The organism is Leucobacter sp. UCMA 4100 (assembly GCF_027853335.1).
GTDB lineage: Bacteria > Actinomycetota > Actinomycetes > Actinomycetales > Microbacteriaceae > Leucobacter_A.
Genome location: NZ_JAFEUS010000002.1, coordinates 1,493,084 through 1,513,244 on the forward strand (window position 1 = coordinate 1,493,084; position 20,161 = coordinate 1,513,244).

Consider the following 20,161-nt stretch of genomic DNA (forward strand, 5'->3'; position numbering starts at 1 on the left):
ACAGAGAGCACCTGGGCGGAGCTGAGCGGTGGCGCTGCAGCAAACGCGCCCGTCGAGCTTCCCAACACGGCCCCGCTTGCGACAAGCGCGGTCACTGCGACGGAGGCCAGCACTCGCAGCGAACCCGCCTTGTGTCGACTGTCCATCCTGAGGGGCCAAGCCCCACCTCTCTCCGGTTCCATTCCGTCTCCTTTCATCCGGGCGCGCAAAGCGGCGCACGATTTTAACTCTACAAGATGTAGAGTTGTACGTGGCTCCGCCTGGAACGTGCGGGTCGCCGTATCCAGGCAGAGCCGAGCGACGAAGGAGTTCTCATGTCAGTACTTGGTATCGACCCTCGCTCAGGAAGAGCGTTGTTAGTGACGGGTTATGTCGCGCTGGTGGGGATTGGCGCATCGTATGGGATTGGCGCAATCGCGCGATATGGGTTGCTGATCCCGCTCGCGGCACCCTTTGGTCTTCTGTGCATCGCTGCGCTGATCTGGCTTCCTCCGAAGGCGCAGTTGATCGCGTGGGCGGCGCTAACCGCATGGTTGCTCGCGCCGACGTATCTCGGTCAAGGCGACCAAGAGATCGCAGCCCTTGTGGTGATCGTGCTGCTGTCCCTGCTGGGGGTGTTTGTCTCGCCATGGTTTCTCGTGGCGGCGTGGGTGCTGCATCCTTTGTGGGATGTGTTGGTGAATCGGGATCTGCACGGTCACATGGAAGATCTGCCCTGCGCCTGCTGCATCTACGACCTGATCATTGGCGCCTATCTCGCCTTCGGCACGTGGCGGGGTCATTTCAGGGCCGTCGGGACACCGCAGCCGGTGTCCTGGCGGCAAGGCTTGCGGCGGACAGGGATCGCCGTGTGGGTGGGAGTTCTGTTGCTGGTGCAGGTGGTCTTGGTCTGGCTCGGCAGCGAACAGGGATGGCTTACGCTCGCCGCCGCCGCCGCTGGGCTCACTGTGGCGGCTGGTCTGTTCTGGCTGCATCTGCAGGCCCAATCCCTGGCGTGGGTGGTGATCACTGCGTGGATGGGGATGACGTATGCGCATTCCGGGGCATGGTTCGAGATCCTCGCGTTCGTGGGCATCATGCTCGTCGGGATACTGGGCTATCTCACCTCACCTTGGTGGTTTGTTGCCGCGTGGGGTTTCCATCTGCTGTGGAACTTCCTTCCGCGCGAGACCAACCACCACGCCGCGCAGGCGACGATGGGTCACCTCGGGATCTCCCCGGCCGCATCGGCCACCTACGACGTGATCATCTTCGCGTATCTCTTGTTGGCGGTTCTTGCCGGTCGGCTCGGCCATACGCAGCAGGAGCTGATGCACTCTGCCTCTGTGGCGGCACAGCTTGTGAACGCTGAGCTTCAGAGTGACGTTGTCGGTGGGCGGCGACGTGCCGTCAGGGTGAGCTCGACGTGAGCAGTGTTCGTCTCCAAGGCGATCTGCACCCGTTCGCCATCGTTGAGGCGGTGATCGAGGCCGATGAGCATACCGTGCAGCCCGCCGGGAGTGAGTGTGATGCTGCCTTGGGCAGGAATAGTGATCCCGTTTGCGAGCTGGGTCATCTGCTTTCGCCCGTCGTGTTGGATGATGTCGTGGAGTTCGACCGCGTTCGCGGCGGGGCTGCGCCCGCCGCGAACGGTGATCTCTAACTCACTGCTGTTGTGGAGGGTGCCGAAGAAGCCGGTGACGTCATCACGGCCTGCCCTCACCCATCCGTGTTCGAGATGGAGCATTAGTGGTCGTGACCGTTGTCGTTGTCGGAGCCGTGGTCTTGGTTATCAGTGCCGTGTGATCCGTGATCGCTCTCGCCACGAGCCCCGTGACCGCCGTCGGTGATTTCGTCCAAGGTGTGGCCTCCCAGTGCGGCGATGATCTTGTCGACGTTGAGGCGGTAGAGAGCGATGACATCGAGGTCTTTCTCTGGATAGTTGACGACGTTGACCTGGATCGCGTCAGAGTCGGGCAGTACGCGTCCACTGGTCATGTGGATGTTGTCGAGCACGAGCCGAGGTGCAGCTCCGGTGAGGTCTGCGACTTCGCGGACGGTGGGCTGTGACGGGCCGAAGGAGCGCACGTCATCGGTGATCAGGTCGGCAAGCCAGGTGGTGTACACCTGAGAGACGATTACAGGATCAGCGTGGTCGCCGAGAGCGGTGTGGATCTCGTCACGGAATTCATCGAGCGCAGTCTTGAACTCAGCAACCCATGCTTCGGCCTCTTCAGTGGTGCCGAACGCCTCGCCGAGACGGGTGACTTCAGCGATGACGTTCTCGGGGGCGTTGTCGGCGTTCACGGCGATGAGTTCGGCGTCCGCGTCGGCGGCGTCCGTGAGCGTGGGCACGAAGGATTCGAAGTCGCTGTAGAGCACGAAGTCAGCTCCGGTGAGCTTCGTCAGGTCGCTCGGGGTCGGGTCGTACTCGGCGGCATGCTGCGCGGAGGGTGGGACGATGATGGTGACGTTCTCCGCTCCTGCGGCGGTAGCGAACATACCCTGCCAGGTCGTGGATGCTACCACGGTGACGCTTTCCTCCTGCGTCGGAGCGGTGCCATTCGCCCCCGGTGCGGTGGCGCATCCAGTGAGGAGCGCGAGGGTGGCTGTGGTCAGGAGTGCGAGACCGGCGCGGGCTCGGGTGTGGGTTGCCATGACGGGGTGGTGCCTTTCTTTGGGGTGAGGTTGACCGCCAGCGCAATCGCGCCGGCGACGAGGACAAGAACGGGTCCGGGCGGCAAATCGAAGAGAATCGCGACGAGGAATCCGATCGTCGAGGACGCCAGGCTGATGATGACCGCCCACCAGCAGATCGACCGCAGGGTTCGTCCGAGACGCCTTGCGGCAAGGGCTGGAAGCAGGGTGAGTGCGTCAACGAGGAGCGCCCCGGTGAGTTGCATTCCCGTGGCGATGGCGATCGCGATAAGGACGAGCATCGCCCCGGTGAGCAGGTTCACCCGGATGCCTGCAGCAACGGCAAGTTCTCGGCTGGCGAAGAGCACCGCTATTCTGCCTCGGCCCCAGATCAGGAGTGCAGGTACGGCAATGGCGAGGGCTGAGACGAGCACAATGTCGCCAATACTCACCCCGAGAATTGATCCCCACAGCAGCCCGAACGTGTGAGCGGCGTTGATCCCGGAGATCGCGATCAACAGCAGAGCTGCGGCCATCGCCATGCTCATCAGCAACCCGGTCGCGCCCGATAGCCCGCCAGGGGTGCGCGCAAGCGGAGTCAGTGCGCCACCGGTGATCGCGCACGCCACGAGCGCACATAGCAACGGGTCCAACCCAGTGACGATACCGACAGCGATGCCGAGGAGTGCGACGTGCATCATCGCAAAACGGACGGGAACGATGTTCAGTCCGATGATCATCACCCCCACCAGCGGAAGGCCTATCGACCCGACCAGAAGGGCAATCGCGGCCCGCTGCACGGCGGGCATCCCCATCACTTCGATGAACTGCTCCCAGCCGATCACGCGTCTACCAGCTGTCCTGATTTCACACGGATGACACGGTGGCAGGCAGAGAGCAGGCGCTCGTCATGGGTCACCACGAGCGCGGCGGCATTGCTCTTGCTGAGGAGCGAGTGAAGCAGGCCAAGGCTTCGGCTGTCCAAACCTGTTGACGGCTCGTCAGCGAGCAACAGACCTCCGCTCCGGGTGATTTGACCGAACGCGCGCGACAACAACAGCCGCTGCAACTGCCCGCCGGAGACCTCCCGGACGGGTACGTCGACCAGCTCGCCGACGCCGAGCCGTCTAGACACCTTTACCGCTTCCGCGCGGGCATTTGCCAGGTCGAAGAGGTCGCGTGCGGTGACCGGGAAATCTCCGAATGCCGGTGATTGCGGCACCCAAGCTACGCGCCGGCGAGCCCGTCGATGCGATGCCAGGCTGGTCACCGGTACGCCTTCGATGGTGAGCCCCCGCCACTGTGCAGGAATCAGCCCGAGCAGTGACCGCAGCAGAGAGCTTTTCCCGGCACCGTTCATACCCAGCACCGCTACCCGCTCGCCAGCGCGGATCGACAGATCAACCCCGCCGAGGACAGTTGCGCCGGAGATGTCGACCCGCAGCGACGATACCGAAAGCGCGGGGGCAGCGGCGAGCGCCGAAGAATCAAGCATGTCTTTACTCTACATGAAGTAGAGTTAAAGTGAATTCACTTCGTTAGGGTGTGGTGTGTGAGCAATTTATCAAGCGGAGGCCTTCGCGCCGCCGACAGCGCCGACCGTGTTGCTCGCGTGCTGGCGGTGGAGATCATTGACGGGACTCACCGGCCAGGAGCACGCTTGGTGGCCGGGGAGATCGCCGACCGGCTTCAGGTCTCCCGTGTCCCTGTCAGGGAAGCGTTCCGGAGCCTCGCGCGCCTGGGACTCGCGGATGTGGTCCCGAACAAGGGTGCGACGGTGCTCCCCGAGAAGGAGCCCGCCGACCTGGTCCCGATCCTCGAAGGACGGCTTCACCTTGAGCCATGGGCGATGAGTTACGCAGCAAGAAACCGGACAAATGACGACCTCGCCCGCATTGCGGAATCGCTCGACGCTGGGCTATCCGCAACGCTCGACGGGGACGCACTGACCGCGATCCGCGCACATGCGAACCTCCTCGAGTACCTGGCCGACGCCATCCATCAACGCGCCGCCGAAGCCGCCCTCAGGCCCCTCTACGCCCAAACAGGTGCGATCGTCACACGCACGATCGGTCACATTCACCGTGCAGGCTGGGATAGTCATCGGAAGATCCTTCACGCACTGCAACGAGCAGATGCTGACGCGGCGCAGGATCTCACCAAAGCCCATCTGGGTGAAATGATCACCCGCGTGGCGGGGACCTGACACTACTGCATCCTGGTCTCCCGGGTTGCAGATATGTCCGACAGGCGAGCCAGTAGTCAGGGCCGGATCCCGAGGCTGCGCTCCGGTCCTGCGGATTGACTTGGGCTCCCGCCGTTAACAGCGAGCCTGTTCGCGCGTTCAGCACGTGCGCGCTCAGCCTCGACTCTCCCTGCTTCGGCTTGCGCCTGCCGCTGCCTTCTCAGTAAAGGGAGCGCTTCGATCTCGTTGAGCGTCTGCCGGTTCGCCACCCCGATCGTGCTGTCGTTCTTCCGCGCCTGAATCACATCGCCTGCGCCAATATCGAGACCGTCACTACTTGAGACAGTGTGGGCGTGGTCGATGCAGCGGCCTGTTTAGTCCGGGGCCAGCTCTTGACTGTCCGGTGCGGATATCCGAACCCAGTCAATCCACACAAATTGAGTCTGTCTGCTCTGCCCTTGCATCGACCCAGCGAGGCGGGTCTCTGTCTGCAGGGCAAGGAACATCGGCGCGTGCGGTACTGCCAACCCTGTAGCTTCGCCGTAGGCTTGGCCGTTGAGGGAGAAGCGGACTACGTCTGGAGTCCATTCCACGGCTACGGTATTCCACTCTGAGAAGTTGCCGTTGACGGAGAAGCTCGTCTGCTGCCGGGTTCCGCTCTCGTCAATCCAGTGCAGGAAGGACTGTGAGTTCGTTCGTTCTCGTGAGTATCCTTCGGTGATGTCGATCTCGGGAGGCCAGCTTTCTGCCTGCGGCCACAAGAGGAAGTGGTAGCTGAGGACCTGGCTGGCGTGGGCACGGAAACGCACCTCCCATTTCCCGTAGGTCTGTGCGGCTTTCCAGTTGGAGACCGCGCCGGTGCGCCACAAGTTCGTATGCCCGGTGGACGGGGCGCCGGCAAGAACGAGTGATCCGTCGCTGAGCCACACCATCGTGGGATCCCACCAGGTGCGCGGATCTGAGCTCGGCCTTCCTGTGTACGCGGACCAGTCGGCACCGAGAGAGCTGCGGTCGAAGTCGTCGAAGAAGACCGTAGACCAGTTGTCATCGTCGGTCACAACTTCTGCACTGTCGTTGGCCTGTGCCTGGACGGCTAACGTCGTAACACTGTTCTCCGCAGCGGTGATGGGTTGGCTGTGGCTGTGCTGACTGAGGGCGCTTACCGGCGCCTTGTCGATATGTGAGTATCCCTGTGATGCAGCCGGTGAGCAGGCGGAGAGCGCGATCACCCCGGCGATCCCGATGGTCACACTGCGGCGAGTGTGAACGGCTATAGCTGCACTGCGCTGGCCCATCATTGCCGGTCCATCACTTTTTCTCCACATTTCGTAGATTACCGGTGCGGAGCCCCCGTGTCACCCTTCTCGACAGACGGTAAAGCGTTGGGTAGTAGCGCCCGCTGGCCCGGATGAGTGCCGCATGCGCGGCGACGGAAGGCTGCTTCCGCGCCAAGTGGAGAATGGTCCGCCAGACGATCTGTGAGGTGAGTTCTTTTCGCACTGCGGTGGCGTCTTCGTTGGCCCAGCCGCGGTGCACTGGTGTCGCGATCGCCGGTACCAGGTAGAACCAGAGCGTGAACGCGTCGGCATTGCGCTGCTCACGCTGTGTGGGATGCGCTGGCAGGAGACGTTGCATCGCTTCATTGCGGCAGCGTTGTATGTTCTCTCGCCGTAAGGTGGCCCCGGTACTTATTGAGTCTGTTTGTTCCAGGTACCGATATTTGATGTCGGGGATGAGGCGCACGCGGTGGGTGTGCTCGAGGATGTCGAGGATCATGAGGAAGTCGTCCTGAGAGGAGAGGGGCTCTCGCTGAAGCGGTGGGATGAGGGTGCGGCGAATGAGTTTGTTCCACAGATACCCACGGAGTTGCCCAGTCCACACGAGCGACGACAACTCATGGCCGGAGGCACTGAGTGCTTGGGGCGAACCTTCCATGATCCATCGGCGACCATCTGCCTCGACCCGTTCCGCGCGACAAGCAACAAGATCGGCGTCGTGCGACGTGGCTTCGTGGAGCAGGGTGGTGACGATGTCGGTTTCCCATTCGTCGTCGACGTCGCAGAACCAGATGTAATCGCCCCGAGCGGCGTCGACGCCGGCCATGCGTGAACGTGTTGATCCACCAGCTGTGGTCCGGCGGACCACACGTGTCCGGGGGTCGTTGCGGCTATAGGATTCGGCGAGTTCAAGGCCGTTATCGGTGGAGGCGTCGTCGATGAGAAGTATCTCCACTGGCCCTTTGAGACGCGCGAGTTGAGTGAAAGCGTCTGGAAGGTCTGCGGCAGCGTTCCGGAACGGCACGATCACGGATACTTCCGGCCACGGAGTCATGCTTCCGGCCCGATCGTGGTACTCGCGAAGACATAGCCGTTATCTATCCACCAGTGGCCCTGCACCTGCAAGTCATTGTTGATGGTGAATGTCCCGTGGTGTTCTTCCCAGTCAGCGAGTTGGAGAGGAAGACTTCGTGGGTGCCAGATCTGCTCGGCGTCGGCCATGTTCAGTGCTTTGAAGGTGCTCTCCTTCGCGACGTATAACAGCGTGTGCAGGAGCGGAGAGTTCAGCGGCAGACCGCTCCGTGAATGCGCGTCCGCGAGTTCGCCGGGAGTGGTCACGGAAACTGCTACGTCAGCCGGTACGGCACCGACCGGTTCGAGGTCAATGCCGATCAACATGCCGGGGGTGCCGGTAACGGCAACGGCGATGCGGTCGCCGGAGTGAGCAATGCTGCCCGAGACTCCCTGCGGCCAGACCGGTGCACCCGTACCAGCTTGCCCGATGCCTTGTGGCGCCATGAGTCCAAGACTTGCGAGGGCGTCATGCGCGAGGGCACGTGCCGAACAGAACTCAGTGCGCCTGGCCGGCCCCATACCCGCGGCAACTCCCTGCTCAATACCCACCGCCGGCGCACCCTCAGAGACGTGTCCGGCTCGGATCCGCACCGATCCAACCACGGTCACCGACCGCCCTCGAGGAGAGCCTGCATGAGAGGGTCGAGGTCGTTGGCAGTGTTGGTGAGGGCGACCACGACGCGCGACAATGACGGATCGAGAGCGACCGCGGCCTGGAAGCCTCCGGTCTGCCCCGTCTTCGACACGACAAAGCTGTCCCCTGCTTCGGAGACGTCCCATCCAAGGCCTGTTCCTGCCATCACGGTTCCGATCACATCAACGTCTGTCTCTGCCGCATCCGATTCGTGCGTGTTGACGAGCCGTACGGCGTATTGGCAGAGATCGGTGACGGTAGAGTAAGCGCCGCCCGAGGGCGCATAGGCGCCGAGCCGCCACGGAGGTGCCGCACGACCGTCGGCGCGATACCCTCGTTGCGCATTTCGGTCAGCGTCGGAGGTTAGTCCTGAGTTGCTCATGCTGGCTGGGCCCAGCACCCGCTCGTGCAGCAGGGTGTCGTAGGAGACTCCCGCCGCTTCGGCGAGGGCATGACCGAGGAGCGCGAAGCCGATATTGGAGTATCGGTACTCGCCTCGAGTCGTCAGAGAGTCGGTGCGTGCACGATCGTAGAGTGATTCGAGATCGAGGTTGTGGATGGTGTCGCCTCGGATATCTTCCACCCACCAGCGCATCCAGTTGTCATCTCGCTCATCGTCACCCCATTCCCCCAGGCCGCTGGTATGCGCAGCAAGCTCACGGAGCGTGACCGAGGCAACCGGTGCGTCGTCAAGCGGCAGGTAGCGGCCGACCGGGTCGTCGATATCGACTTCGTCGCGAGCGACTGCGTCGGCGAGAAGCATCCCGGTGAATGTCTTGGTGATGGACCCGATCTCATATCTGGTGTTAGCGTCCGCTCCGAAACCAGCTGTCGTGAACCTACCGTCCTCCCACACGCAGATCGACACGCGGTCCCTCACACCGCCGAGGTATGGTGCTGCTTCCGCAGCAAGGCTCCGGTCGCCGGTCCGGCTTGAGGACAGCGCGGGAGCAGCATTGCCGTGCGTCACGCCGAATGCTCCGACGGCTGTGACAGCCGCGATGAGCAGCGCCGTGACCCAGGTCGACTTCTTCATGAGAGGACTCCAAGACGCAGCACCAGGAGTGCTACTCCAATGGCGGTGATGAGCACGAACAGTGTGGTGAATACCGGCCGCGATTGGCGCAGCGTCACTGTATGGGCGTCGGGGCCGCGCCGCTCACGGAGCAGCACCGACCAGGCGTACATTACAAATGCGGCCGCAGCGGCGCCCCCCGCGATCCCGCCGATCAACCAGTCCAGTAGCGTCATCACTCGTCCTCTCCGAGGCCGGGTATCCGTTCGAGCACGATCACGTGCTCAGTGCGATGGGTCACCTGGTACTGGCCGCTGGCTTCCAGGAGCGTCGCAACGTTTTCGTACCAGCCAGGTCTTGCGCCCCTGGTGATCTGCTCGTACCGCTCTCGCATGGTGGTGAGAAATACCACATCGGGCGCCTGCTGCAGCAGGCGTTCGAACGCGGTGCCATCGCCGTCCACGGAGGGCGGGTGGTGGAGATCGCCGATCCGGGCGACCCGTAACGCGCCCTCGGTCGCCAATGGGCGGATCGTGCTCCCGGTCGGGGTCTCCCACAGCACCGCGCGTGCGACCTCAAGCACATCCGCGGGCGTGCGTTCGAAAGCGACGTTCACGCCACGCGCGGTGGTCACTCCCGCAGCGGCGAACACCATGATCAATGTGAGGGCAACACGAGACAGAGCGCTTCGCGCCCGGATGAGCGGTGCGATGCCGCCTGCGGCGAGGACGGCGAGAATCGGCAACGCATACAGATACACGCGAAGCACGACCTCACCACCGTACGGCTGCCCAAGCACGAGCGACACTGGTGCGACCACGAGAGCAGCGGTCACGGGCATCGGAAGCCTGCCGCCGCGAGTCACCCACCAACCGACAAACCCCGCGATGGCGAACAACGCAGACCAGCCGATCCGCCCCGCCTGCATCGCCTGGTAGACGGGGTCACCGGAGACGCGCTCTACGACCCCGGTGCCGACGGCCTCATCGAGACGCCCGAACCCATCGATGAGTACGCTCAGATGCCCCGTCCACCAGTCGGTTGCACCAAAGGCGAACCAGGCTGCAAACACCACTGAGACTCCGAACCACAGGGTTCGTGATCGCGTCGCACCGAGCAGGCTCAGCAGCAGCAATACGACGATGAGCGAAACCGGGGTGAGCTGGTGAGAGACGACGATCGCGCTCGCGATCACCAGCAGAGCCGCTTCGAGCATGAGTGCGCGGCAGGCAGAATATCCCGGAAGTCGGGCTGGACTCCGGCGCATCGGATCGAGAAATCGCCGCCAACCCCATGCGGTGCCTGCGGGGATCCCGGTTTCGCTGGTCTGCCAGAGCAGCACCGCGATGACCGTCAGCATCAGCGGGAATGCGACCGCCTGCGGGGCGAAATAGTCCTGCTGCACCCAGTTGCCGAGCACGAACAGCAACACCCCGGTCCAGGCAACCGCACGGTCCCTGAACACCGCCATGCCAATGACGTACACCGGCGCCATACTCAAGAGCACCACGAGTACGGGGAAGAACACGACGAACGGCGTCGCGTCGGCAAGGCCCGCCCAACCGGTCACAGCCGAGGCAGCGGTGAAGAACCCAGGCCAGCTAAACCGCGCATCCATCGCCTCGCGTAGGGTGCCGGTTTGGGAGATCCAGTCCACGAAGCCGACATGCACATAGGCGGTGCCGACCGGTGATCCGCCGTCCGCGATGCCGACGAAGGTGGCGACCATGACCGCCAAGGCGGCGACCCCGATCGCCGCCATGACCCCATCTGGCGCAGGCTTGCTGGTGATTGCGAAGACCGCGACAGAGACGGCAAGGATAAGTGCCAGCCAATAGGTCCAGGGCAGAACGGTGACCAGGCCGGCAGCACCAGCCGCGTCGAGATCGACGCTGGTCGTTGCCGCCCACCACAACGCGACCGCGATGAACAGCGCGACGGCGGATACGATTCGGCGATGCCCGGGTCTGCGCAGAACCGGGCGCGTGATTCGCAGGGGCGGTGTGCGATTCCACGCGAACGCTGTGCAGGCCACGTTTCCCAACCCCAGAATGGTCGCGGCAGTCGGCGCACTCCAGGTGCCAGTCGTGACCTGCGCCACGGTGAGGAGTATCACCGATGAGAGCGAGAGCGCGGGGATGAGGGCCCAGAGCACCGCTCCGGATCGGCGGATAAGGATGATGGCGAGGGGCGCTCCTGGGACCAGGAGTACGAATGCGATTGCGAGGCCGATGCGGCCTGGCACGGGCAGATCCCACCACGCGAGAATCGGCACCAGCAAGGACAACGCACAGGAGAGAACGATCAGAGGACGCATCAACGCACCTTCACGCATCGGTGCCTCCCTTCCTGCGCCCCCGGAGGCCGAGTCCTGTTCGGATCGCTTCGAGCAGATACAGACCGGGGCCGGCAACGTACCCGAGCCGTTCGACCCACACGAGTGCACGCGGATAGTCGCCAGGCCGCTGACTGTTCTTCGTCGAATCCTTGGAGAGCAGCATCCTGAGGCCGGCCGGCAACGCGCGAAGCACCGACACGATGTGGCGGGGTGAGGTCGCTGCGAGCCGGGTCACGTTCGCGGCCATGCCGGTGCCATACCCGAACAATTGTGTGCGCAGCGCCGGCAACGTGTCCCGGTGACGATGCTTCACCAGAGCAGCAGGTTCGTAACGCAAGATCCTGCCTGCGAGAATCACCCTTCGGAACATGTCTAGGTCTTCGCCGCCTCGCGTGAGCGCCCCCGCCCCGAGAGTGTCAGCGAAACCGTGCTGCTCGACGAGGAACGCGCGAGGAAAGGCCATATTGTTGCCGGAGCCGAACTCACCCGCAGCAACCGGGTACACAGGTCCCTGAGGGCCCGTTTGCCAGCCTGGGGCGGCAGCGTCGCCGCGTCCCCATTCGCTGCGTGTCTCTCCCTTGTCAAAGCCGATCGCTTCCTCGAACCAGCGTTCCACGTCTGCGTCAGTCGACATCGGTATGACTCGGCCAGTCACGCCGCCCACGACCGGATCCAACATGGCCGACAGGAGAGCATCGACCCACCCCGGTTCCGGGTGCGCGTCATCGTCAGTGAACGCCACAATGCGACCCCGGGCAGCGGAGATGCCGCAGTTTCTCGCGAGTGAGAGGCCCTTGCGTGGTTCGGTCACAATCCGCAACCGCGAGTCGTGGAGATCATGGAGGGTGGCGCGAACACGGCCGGAGCGGGGATCGTTATCGACAACGAGCACCTCCACCTGGGCCTGCGAGTGAGTCAGGATCGCCCGGACCGTTTCTGCCAGCGCACGACTGCGACCGAGGGTTGCGATGCACACGGTGACATCCACGCCGAGGTGCGGGCTACCCTCGAGTACAGCCTGACGTCGATGCCGTCGCCGCGAGGTAATGAATCCCGTTCCTGCCGCGCAGAGGCCGGCCAGGCGCATGAAGTTCCGGGGGAACGCTGAGCGGTCGCCCCCGAGCATGCTCCGCACGTCCGTGAGGACCGCGTGTCTGACCGTGGTGAGGACGTGGGTTCGTTCCGATCCCAAGCTTCGCGGAAGAGAAGCACGTGCCTGGAGCAGCGCTTTAGAACGGCCTTCCCAAAAGCATCGGCGCAGCATGTAGGAGACGCGTGCTCGCGCATGCGGTACGAAGTGGCGCACCGCCAGGTCCGCATCTCGGATGATCTGGGCATCCGGCATCTGTCTGCGAAGCCGGATGCCCAAGTCCGTCTCCTCACCGCCAACGGGGTGGGTGCCGATCCTTCCGAGTCCCTCGGCGAAGAGCCCGATGCCGGCAAATACCTCCCTGCGGATTGCCATACACGCGCCGATGGGGTTGCGAACCTCTGACCCACTCGCGGCCATGCCGACATAATCGCAGCCCACCACCCATCCGAACTCGGGTGGAAACCATGTTGGGGCACCAGTTGCGCTCTCCCAATCTGGCAGAACGGCACCGGCGATGACGGCAACCTTGGGGTCTTCGAGCCGGGAAGCAAGTGCCTCGAACCATCCCTCTTGCAGGATGGCATCGTCATCGATGAAGAGCAGCACGTCAGCAGTGCTGGCCGCGATCGCCGTGTTCCGTGCACCGGAAAGTCCGCGCTGCCTCGCATTCTCCACCAGCTGAACGCGAGGAATGTGCCGGTAGTGATCTCCAAGGGCCCGCGCGTATGCGTCCGCGTGATCGACCACGAGAGTGATCGTGCCGGTCTCAGGGAGTTCCTTGAGACCGGAGGTTACGCAGGCGTCCACCAGGTGGCTGCGGTGCTCCGTGTATGTGCAGATGACGATCTCGAGGCGCATGGAACTACGAGAGGGGGAACTGACCGCGAACCGACAGTGGGGTGTCGGATTGATGCATAGGGTCAACTGCGATCAGGCGTTCTTTCGCGGTGCGTCGCTCACGGATCAACGTAGCGAGCACCCGTTTCCCATCGCGCCAAGCGTTGAGATTGCTGACTCCGTGGATACGGGAGCGTTCATGGCTCGGAACCTCAGTGATCGGGACACCGGCGAGCGCAGCCCGCACGTTGATCAGGGTCTCAATCTCGAATCCATCGCCCCACTGGGGTGCCCCTCCCGCAGGTTCTGTGTCGGGGAGGTCGAGGAGCGGGAGCAGGTCGCGGTGAAGTGCGTTGTACCCGTAGCACAGGTCGGTGTAGCGCACCCCAAACATTAGGTTCGTCAGTAGCGTCAATCCCACGTTTCCGGCATTGCGAAGGTGAGTGATGTCGTCACTTCCTCCGCCCCGCGACCGGGTGCCTTTCGCGAACATCGCACCGTCGGTGATTGCCCCCACGAAGCGTGGGATCTCATCAGGATCGGCGGAGCCGTCGGCGTCAAACATGACGATGATGTCTCCGGTGGCGGTCGCGAAGCCGCACGCCACCGCATTGCCTTTGCCGTATCGGGTTTGTTCGATGACACGGGCGTCAGGCCGGAGGGCCCGCACGAGCTCGCTCGTACGGTGAAACCTCGCCCCTTCCACGATGATGAGTTCGTACTGCGCCGGAATCTTCGGGAGCACTTCCTCAAGATTCTGCGCTTCATCAAGCGACGGGACAACGACAGTGACAGTGGCATCAGTAGTCATGCTGGTCACCTGCTGCGGGAGCGTTGACGAGAGCGAGCGCCACCTCACCTTTCGCGCGGCCGCCGTTGTCGTCTTCGAAACGGATGCTCGTCTCCAGAGTGAGCATGCCGCGCGAGAGCGCGCGGGTGCTGAGATTCGTAATCGTGAACTCGGCACGAAACCCGCGTGCATCGATCGGTCGCTGGTAGCTGCTGGAGAGCTTGTGGATGAGGACATCGGGGAGCTGCCGCGCCCAATAATCGTCAAGTGTCCAGTGCGAAAACGCGGGCAGGAGGGAATGCCGCACGGCGACCGCAAGGGTCGTGTACATGAGCTGGTTGTAGCAGATCACGAACTCGGCCGCGTTGAAGTGGCCGGTGTCGTCGATGTAGCAAGACTCGCCGATCCGGAACTGACCACGGGAGGTGACCTGCCCCTCTTCGGAGCGGGTCACCTCCGCGCCGGTGAGATAGATGCATCCCTTGGCCCGGTAAGGGTTCACCGCACGATGAAACACCGGCTCGCGGTCATCGAGCCGCCCCGTCGAGAACCGCGCGGTCACAATGCGCGAGCGTAGAGGGGGAGGCCGTCGAGCGCGGTGACGCGGTGGGAGACCGTCGCTGCAGGCGTGGTGGTGTGCAGTGCACGGTGGATCAGCGTGCGGTTGTCCCAGATGACGATGTCTCCGGGCTCGTATGCGTGCTGGTAGATATTGGGGTGCGCGAACTCCTGGTCGAGTTGCCCGGTCGCTTCGAAGAGCTTGTCAAGCAGGTCGGGATCGTCGCTGCCGTTGAGCTCGACGGTGAAGCCCTCGCTGATGAAGAGGATCTTCTCGCCGGTGACGGGATGCTCCATGACGGTAGGGAAGGTCACTGCCGGCGTGTGTTCTTCGACTTCGCGGATGATCTCACCGAGAGGGCGATAGACATCATCGGGACGAATCTTGAAGAACTTCCGCACACTATGCGAAGACGTGGTCCCCGCTGCAGCATCCTTCAGTTCCTGCGGGAGCGCCTCGTATGCGGAAGCCATGTTGATGAAGAACGTGCCGCGGTTCTTCGGCGGCAGCACCTTCGGGGAGAAGATCGTGAACGCGAACGGCTGCGGCATGAACTGGTAGTCAGCGTGCCAGAACTTCCCTGTCTTCGGCACGCCGATCTGCTTGCCGTCCTCGGGGATGTTCGAGGAGACGAAGATCTCCTCAAAGTCCGGGTGGTGATACATCGGTTCGTGATAGCTCACCAGATCGCCAAACATGCGGCCGAGTTTCACGAACTGCTCCGGGGTGATGTCGCCCTGGTTCCTGAGCACGGCCACCTTGTCTCGGTAGATCGACTGCTTCAGCCGGTCGATGTCCTCGGACGTCACGGTGTCGACGTTGAAGTCCTTGACCACCACGCCCATGGTGTCGCCGTTCCCCTGCTCTACGATCACGCCTGCCTCCTCCTGATAGCACTACAAGACGTAGTAACTCTACATGACGTAGTTGCTGCGAGCATGCTGAGAGCCCCTGCATATCGACATGTCGTAGACTTATCAGAGATTGTGTCAGATGAAGCGAAAGGTTCATGCCCCGATGAATGAATTGGAGTTCCGCGTCAATGGGATGACCTGCGGACACTGTGAGCGGGCACTCTCCGCTGAGCTTCTTGAGATAGGTGGCGTTGTCTGGGCGGACGTCGACGCCACTACAGGGGCAGTCGCAGTGCGCTATGGAGGTTTGGTCGAGCGATCTGCGATTGAGAACGCCGTTTCTGAAGCGGGTTTCGAGCCGGTCTCCTGGGAGAACGAGGGTTCTTGACCACGGTTACTTCGACCCAGCCTGATGAGGCTCGTGCGAACGATCCAGTAGTCATCAACAGGCGTTCAGGCGTCGTGCGCACCCTGGCTGCCTTGTGCGCCGGTCTCGTTCTCGTACCTGCACCGCTGGTCACGATACTTGCGGGTCCAGCACCCTACGATCTACTCCGCCGGAGCTTCCCGGGCCTTGACGTCGGTATCCTCACAGCAGCCGGCCAGGCCATCGCTGATGTCGCCGCAATGGTGACCATCGGCGCGCTACTGACGCTGCTGTTCTTCCGGGATGCGCGAGGGCGGAATGCTGATCTTCTGCGCAGCCCGCTGGAGCTGAAGGTGCTCCAGATCGGTTCAGGGGTGTGGGCTTCTGCCGCGGGCGCGATGGTGGTGTTCACTATCTTCGATAACAACGGACAGTCTTTCGCGCGGCTGGAGAGTTCGAGCGCACTGTCTTTCCTGTATGAAGCGAGTTCCTTCCCCAAGGCGTGGACAGTGACGTTGCTCGCCGCTCTCGTCGTGTTCTTCTTCAGCATGTTTATCGAGCAATGGACGGGCCTGCTGATTCCCCTTTGGGCAGCGTGTTTCGGCGCACTAGCCCCCGTGGTAGTCGGACAGATTCTTGTCGGGCCCGAACACGACTTCGGAAGCGACGCAGGCATCTATCAGTCCCTGCTTACCAGCGCAGCGTTCGGAGTGATCCTGCTGGCAGCAATCCGGGTCGCCTCCGGACGCCTGGTCTCTGTAGAGATTCTTCCGCGTATCTTCCTGCTGCTTGCCTTCGCTCTTCCGGTCGTTGTCGGAGCTGATCTTCTCCTTGCCTGGTTCAAACTGGCGGGAACCGGGCTTCTCGACTCCGTCACCGGTTGGCAGATCATTACGCGGTGGATCTTCCTGGCGATCATCTGCGGGCTGACGATGTATTCGTGGAGCATTTGGCGACGTCGGCGCATTAACGAGCAGCGGCTGGTGCGCATGCTTGGCGGTATGGCCATCGCGATCGCGGGATGGGTGGGCGTCACCGCCGCGATGACCCGTTTCCCGCCTCCGCACTATTTTGTCCCCACGAGCATCTCGCAGGTGTTCTTGGGCTTCGAAGTGAATGAGGCGCCCACACCGCTCGTGCTCTTCACGCATTGGCGGCCGAACATTCTCTTCCTGCTCCTCGCAGTGGCAGCGGTCACGGCGTATCTCGTCGCAGTGAATACTCTCCGCCGGCGTGGGGATGCTTGGCCGGCGGGACGGGCCGTGGCCTGGGTGAGCGGCTGGATCGTGGTGGTGTTTGTCACCAGCTCGGGTTTCGGCAAGTACTCAGCCCCCGATTTCGGCATCCACATGATCGTGCACATGAGCCTGAACATGCTGGCGCCGATTCTGCTGGTCATGGGCGGCATCGTGACACTTCTCCTGCGCTCGACCAAGTCGAATCCGAAGCTCCCTGCCGGGATCCACGACTGGGTCACCTGGGCTTTGCACTGGCGGGTGCTTCGTTTCATCTACAATCCTCTGATCGTCTTCGCGCTGTTCGTCGGCTCGTACTATGGCCTGTATTTTTCGGGCATCTTCGGCGAATACATGCGTTTCCACTGGGCCCACCAGTTCATGAACGTGCACTTCCTCATCGCGGGTTATCTGTTCTACGGCTTAGTCATCGGCGTGGACCGTCCTCCGCGACCGCTTCCTCACATCGGCAAGCTCGGCTTTGTGCTTGCGGCGATGCCCTTCCACGCCTTCTTCGGTGTCATCCTGATGTCTGGCGGCGATATCATCGCCGAGAACTTCTACCGTTACCTTGCCTTGCCCTGGGCCGACCTCAAAGTATCCCAATACTTGGGCGGCGGAGTCGCCTGGGCAGGCGGAGAGATCCCTCTCCTCCTCGTCATCATCGCGCTCGGCGTGCAGTGGTCGAGACAGGACGCGAAGGATGCACGCCGCAAAGATCGTCACCTCGACGCGGGGCTCGATGACGAGTTCGACGACTACAACCGGATGCTTGAAAAGCTCAGTGCTCGACAGGCTCGCAACGTGCGAGGTCCCCAGCTTCCCGGCACGAAGGAAGGCAGCAGCTCATGACGATCCAACAGAACGCCACGGATCCCCTTCAACTCGATATCTCCGGCATGACCTGCGCTGCATGCGCGGGCCGAGTAGAGCGTGCCTTGGGGCAACTCGACGGAGTGACGGCAAGTGTGAACTACGCAACGGAACGCGCCATCATCACTGGACTCTCACCCGCCGAGGCCGACCTCGCAGTGCGTCGAGTGGAGAAGGCCGGATACGGAGCGCGTGTTCACGATGACGCCGACGACGCCTGGTCGAGACGCGCAACAGAGGTGAGGATCACCTCCCTGCGGCGCAGACTCCTCGTCGCCGCGGTCCTCACAGTTCCACTGATGGACATCACGATCGTTCTCGCGCTGGTCCCAGGCTGGCGTTTCCCCGGTTGGGAATGGCTCTGCATCCTGCTCGCGCTTCCCATCGTCACCTGGGCGGCATGGCCGTTCCACAAAGCCACCCTCCGCAATCTCCGCCATGGCAACGTCAGCATGGATACTCTCGTGTCACTCGGCATCGCCGCATCGTTCGGATGGGCGGTCACGTCTCTTCTGCTCGGCATCGGGCAGGATGGTGCTGGATACTGGCTCGGATTCGGCGTCACTCCGGAGGGAGCGAACTCAATTTACCTCGATGTTGCTGCCGGGATGACGACATTCCAGCTCGCCGGGCGGTACTTCGAAACACGCTCCAGAAGAAAAGCGGGCGATGTCCTCGGCGCACTGGGTCAGCTTGCCGCTACCCACGTACGCATTTCCCGGGACGGCGGCGAGAGCATCGAACCGGCCGGGTCGCTCCGAGTTGGGGATACTTTCGTGGTCCTTCCAGGGGAGACGATTCCTGCGGATGGCACGATCAGTGCCGGATACGCGTCAGTGGACACCAGCATGTTGACAGGGGAACCTGTCCCGAAAGACCTCAGTCCTGGAGACAACGTCGTCGGCGGAACGATCAGCACCAACGGAAGACTCGAAGTCTGTGCAACGTCAGTCGGAGCGCACACCCAACTCGCGCAGATGGCCGCCCTTGCCGAACAAGCCCAATCCCGTAAAGCTCGAGTACAGACGCTCGTAGACCGCATCACCACCTACTTTGTTCCAGCAGTCATCGCTCTCGCGATTCTCGTCACACTCGCCTGGATGCTTGCAGGCACCGCATTCCAAGACGCCTTCGGCATCGGCATCGCCGTCCTGATCATCGCCTGCCCCTGTGCACTCGGCCTCGCAACGCCCACCGCACTCATGGTAGGCATCGGCAGAGGCGCCAGCCTCGGCATCCTCGTCAAAGGACAAGACGCACTCGAGGCAAGCGGCACCATCACCACCGTCGTCCTGGACAAAACCGGCACACTGACCGCCGGCACCATGACAGTGACGAACACAGCCACCGCAGAAAACATCCAAGAACACGATTTGCTCCGCGTCGCAGCCTCAGTCGAACAGGGCTCAGAGCACATCATTGCCCGCGCAATCATGTCCGCAGCAAAGAAGCAAATCACGGATCTAGAGCCCGCAACTGACTTCACCATCTTTCCCGGGAAGGGAGCGACAGCGACCGTCTCTGGCAAACTCGCCATTGTCGGCAACAAGGCGCTTCTGACAGAGCATGGCGTACCCCTGAACTTCAACGAACCGAATGGGAGACAACTTCACAAGAATCCCGCCGAGACCACGGTGTTTGTCGCAGTCGAGGGGAAGCTGATCGGCGCTATCAACCTCGCCGACACCATCAAGCCCGGGGCCAAAAAGGCCATCGAAGCACTCCGGAAACAAGGACTCAAAACCGTGCTCCTCACCGGTGACTCCAAGGCCGCAGGCGACTACACCGCCTCACAACTCGGAATCGACACGGCCCTCAGCGAAGTCCTTCCTGCCGACAAAGCCGAAACCGTGCGCGCCCTCCAGACCCAAGGGGAACGGGTCGCAATGGTCGGCGACGGCATAAATGACGCCGTCGCGCTCGCCGCCGCAGACCTCGGCCTCGCGATGGTCAATGGCTCCGACATCGCCCTCAAATCCGCAGATATCATCCTAGTTCGAGACGATCTTGCAGTCATCCCGGATGCCATCGCACTCTCCCGAAAGACGTTGAAAACGATTCGGGTAAACCTTGTCTGGGCATTCGGATACAACGTTGCTGCGATTCCGATCGCTGCAGCCGGGCTTTTGAACCCGCTCATTGCTGCCGGCGCCATGGCACTGTCTTCCGTGCTTGTCGTCTACAACAGCCTTCGACTTCAGAATTTCAAAGGCTAGGCCCTGCCCACAAGCTTGTGGGCTCGAGTCAGTGGAACATCGGAAGCTATGAGCGAGATCTACCAGGCAGATAACAGCGTGATCCGACCGCCCTCCGTAGAGATCTTGTCGGGAGATCGGATCTTTCCAGATGTCTTCGCTCCGTTCCAAGTGCGAGCTGCGCTCACGCTGGAACCCACCGGTGTAACCAAAGCCGAG

At 62.5% G+C, this 20,161-nt stretch carries 19 protein-coding genes; 5 read left to right on the plus strand and 14 right to left on the minus strand.

Features of this window, described 5'->3' with window-relative positions; translation table 11 throughout:
• Nucleotides 1–314: 314 nt before the first annotated feature.
• Nucleotides 315–1,409, plus strand: coding sequence for a hypothetical protein (locus JSO19_RS07115; RefSeq protein ID WP_270910673.1), 1,095 nt, complete (start codon nucleotides 315–317; stop codon nucleotides 1,407–1,409).
• On the opposite strand, the gene JSO19_RS07120 is transcribed toward JSO19_RS07115, so the two are convergent.
• Genes JSO19_RS07120 through JSO19_RS07135 form a run of 4 tightly spaced genes read right to left on the minus strand, consistent with a single transcriptional unit; the run spans nucleotide 1,355 to nucleotide 4,111 of the window.
• The gene (locus JSO19_RS07120; RefSeq protein WP_087013842.1) at nucleotides 1,355–1,726 is read right to left on the minus strand and encodes a copper chaperone PCu(A)C; all 372 of its coding nucleotides are present in this window, start codon (nucleotides 1,724–1,726) and stop codon (nucleotides 1,355–1,357) included. The two genes, JSO19_RS07115 and JSO19_RS07120, sit on opposite strands and share 55 nt — an antisense overlap.
• Nucleotides 1,726–2,637 (minus strand): metal ABC transporter solute-binding protein, Zn/Mn family, encoded by a 912-nt coding sequence (locus JSO19_RS07125; protein ID WP_270910674.1) that lies wholly within the window; start codon nucleotides 2,635–2,637, stop codon nucleotides 1,726–1,728. The genes JSO19_RS07120 and JSO19_RS07125 overlap by 1 nt, the downstream gene beginning before the upstream one ends.
• Nucleotides 2,595–3,461 carry a metal ABC transporter permease gene (locus JSO19_RS07130; protein ID WP_217895988.1) on the minus strand — a complete coding sequence of 289 codons (867 nt, stop codon included), beginning with the start codon at nucleotides 3,459–3,461 and terminating at the stop codon, nucleotides 2,595–2,597. Before JSO19_RS07130 ends, JSO19_RS07125 begins: the two co-directional genes overlap by 43 nt.
• Nucleotides 3,458–4,111 carry an ATP-binding cassette domain-containing protein gene (locus JSO19_RS07135; protein WP_270910675.1) on the minus strand — a complete coding sequence of 218 codons (654 nt, stop codon included), beginning with the start codon at nucleotides 4,109–4,111 and terminating at the stop codon, nucleotides 3,458–3,460. The genes JSO19_RS07130 and JSO19_RS07135 overlap by 4 nt, the downstream gene beginning before the upstream one ends.
• A gap of 57 nt (nucleotides 4,112–4,168) precedes the next feature.
• On the opposite strand from JSO19_RS07135, the gene JSO19_RS07140 reads away from it, so the two are divergent.
• Nucleotides 4,169–4,822 carry a GntR family transcriptional regulator gene (locus tag JSO19_RS07140; RefSeq protein WP_270910676.1) on the plus strand — a complete coding sequence of 218 codons (654 nt, stop codon included), beginning with the start codon at nucleotides 4,169–4,171 and terminating at the stop codon, nucleotides 4,820–4,822.
• 353 nt (nucleotides 4,823–5,175) lie between these two features.
• Here JSO19_RS07140 and JSO19_RS07145 read toward each other — a convergent pair whose 3' ends face one another.
• From JSO19_RS07145 to scoE, 10 genes are read right to left on the minus strand one after another with little or no spacing between them, the layout of a single operon-like run.
• Entirely contained in the window at nucleotides 5,176–6,051 is an 876-nt protein-coding gene (locus tag JSO19_RS07145; RefSeq protein WP_270910677.1) for a glycoside hydrolase family 16 protein, read from the minus strand.
• A gap of 58 nt (nucleotides 6,052–6,109) precedes the next feature.
• The gene (locus JSO19_RS07150) at nucleotides 6,110–7,132 is read right to left on the minus strand and encodes a glycosyltransferase family 2 protein (RefSeq protein WP_270910678.1); all 1,023 of its coding nucleotides are present in this window, start codon (nucleotides 7,130–7,132) and stop codon (nucleotides 6,110–6,112) included.
• Nucleotides 7,129–7,761: a 4'-phosphopantetheinyl transferase family protein gene (locus tag JSO19_RS07155; RefSeq protein ID WP_270910679.1), complete on the minus strand. Its 633-nt coding sequence runs from the start codon at nucleotides 7,759–7,761 to the stop codon at nucleotides 7,129–7,131. The genes JSO19_RS07150 and JSO19_RS07155 overlap by 4 nt, the downstream gene beginning before the upstream one ends.
• Nucleotides 7,758–8,822 (minus strand): serine hydrolase domain-containing protein, encoded by a 1,065-nt coding sequence (locus tag JSO19_RS07160; RefSeq protein WP_270910680.1) that lies wholly within the window; start codon nucleotides 8,820–8,822, stop codon nucleotides 7,758–7,760. The genes JSO19_RS07155 and JSO19_RS07160 overlap by 4 nt, the downstream gene beginning before the upstream one ends.
• Nucleotides 8,819–9,040: a hypothetical protein gene (locus JSO19_RS07165; protein WP_270910681.1), complete on the minus strand. Its 222-nt coding sequence runs from the start codon at nucleotides 9,038–9,040 to the stop codon at nucleotides 8,819–8,821. The genes JSO19_RS07160 and JSO19_RS07165 overlap by 4 nt, the downstream gene beginning before the upstream one ends.
• On the minus strand, nucleotides 9,037–11,118 hold the full coding sequence (locus tag JSO19_RS07170) for a hypothetical protein (RefSeq protein WP_270910682.1): 2,082 nt from the start codon (nucleotides 11,116–11,118) through the stop codon (nucleotides 9,037–9,039). The genes JSO19_RS07165 and JSO19_RS07170 overlap by 4 nt, the downstream gene beginning before the upstream one ends.
• 10 nt (nucleotides 11,119–11,128) lie before the next feature.
• On the minus strand, nucleotides 11,129–13,090 hold the full coding sequence (locus JSO19_RS07175) for a glycosyltransferase (RefSeq protein ID WP_270910683.1): 1,962 nt from the start codon (nucleotides 13,088–13,090) through the stop codon (nucleotides 11,129–11,131).
• 4 nt (nucleotides 13,091–13,094) lie between these two features.
• On the minus strand, nucleotides 13,095–13,880 hold the full coding sequence (locus JSO19_RS07180) for a glycosyltransferase family 2 protein (protein WP_270910684.1): 786 nt from the start codon (nucleotides 13,878–13,880) through the stop codon (nucleotides 13,095–13,097).
• Nucleotides 13,870–14,421 carry an FcoT family thioesterase gene (locus JSO19_RS07185; RefSeq protein ID WP_270910686.1) on the minus strand — a complete coding sequence of 184 codons (552 nt, stop codon included), beginning with the start codon at nucleotides 14,419–14,421 and terminating at the stop codon, nucleotides 13,870–13,872. The genes JSO19_RS07180 and JSO19_RS07185 overlap by 11 nt, the downstream gene beginning before the upstream one ends.
• A complete protein-coding gene (gene scoE, locus JSO19_RS07190) occupies nucleotides 14,418–15,293 on the minus strand; it encodes a (3R)-3-[(carboxymethyl)amino]fatty acid oxygenase/decarboxylase (RefSeq protein ID WP_270910687.1) in 876 nt (291 codons plus the stop codon). Before scoE ends, JSO19_RS07185 begins: the two co-directional genes overlap by 4 nt.
• Before the next feature lie 142 nt (nucleotides 15,294–15,435).
• Between scoE and JSO19_RS13125 the strand changes: the two genes are divergently transcribed.
• From JSO19_RS13125 to JSO19_RS07200, 3 genes are read left to right on the plus strand one after another with little or no spacing between them, the layout of a single operon-like run.
• Entirely contained in the window at nucleotides 15,436–15,660 is a 225-nt protein-coding gene (locus JSO19_RS13125) for a heavy-metal-associated domain-containing protein (RefSeq protein WP_442915679.1), read from the plus strand.
• On the plus strand, nucleotides 15,657–17,726 hold the full coding sequence (locus JSO19_RS07195) for a cytochrome c oxidase assembly protein (protein ID WP_270910688.1): 2,070 nt from the start codon (nucleotides 15,657–15,659) through the stop codon (nucleotides 17,724–17,726). The genes JSO19_RS13125 and JSO19_RS07195 overlap by 4 nt, the downstream gene beginning before the upstream one ends.
• The gene (locus JSO19_RS07200) at nucleotides 17,723–19,963 is read left to right on the plus strand and encodes a heavy metal translocating P-type ATPase (RefSeq protein ID WP_270910689.1); all 2,241 of its coding nucleotides are present in this window, start codon (nucleotides 17,723–17,725) and stop codon (nucleotides 19,961–19,963) included. Before JSO19_RS07195 ends, JSO19_RS07200 begins: the two co-directional genes overlap by 4 nt.
• Nucleotides 19,964–20,161: the final 198 nt, after the last annotated feature.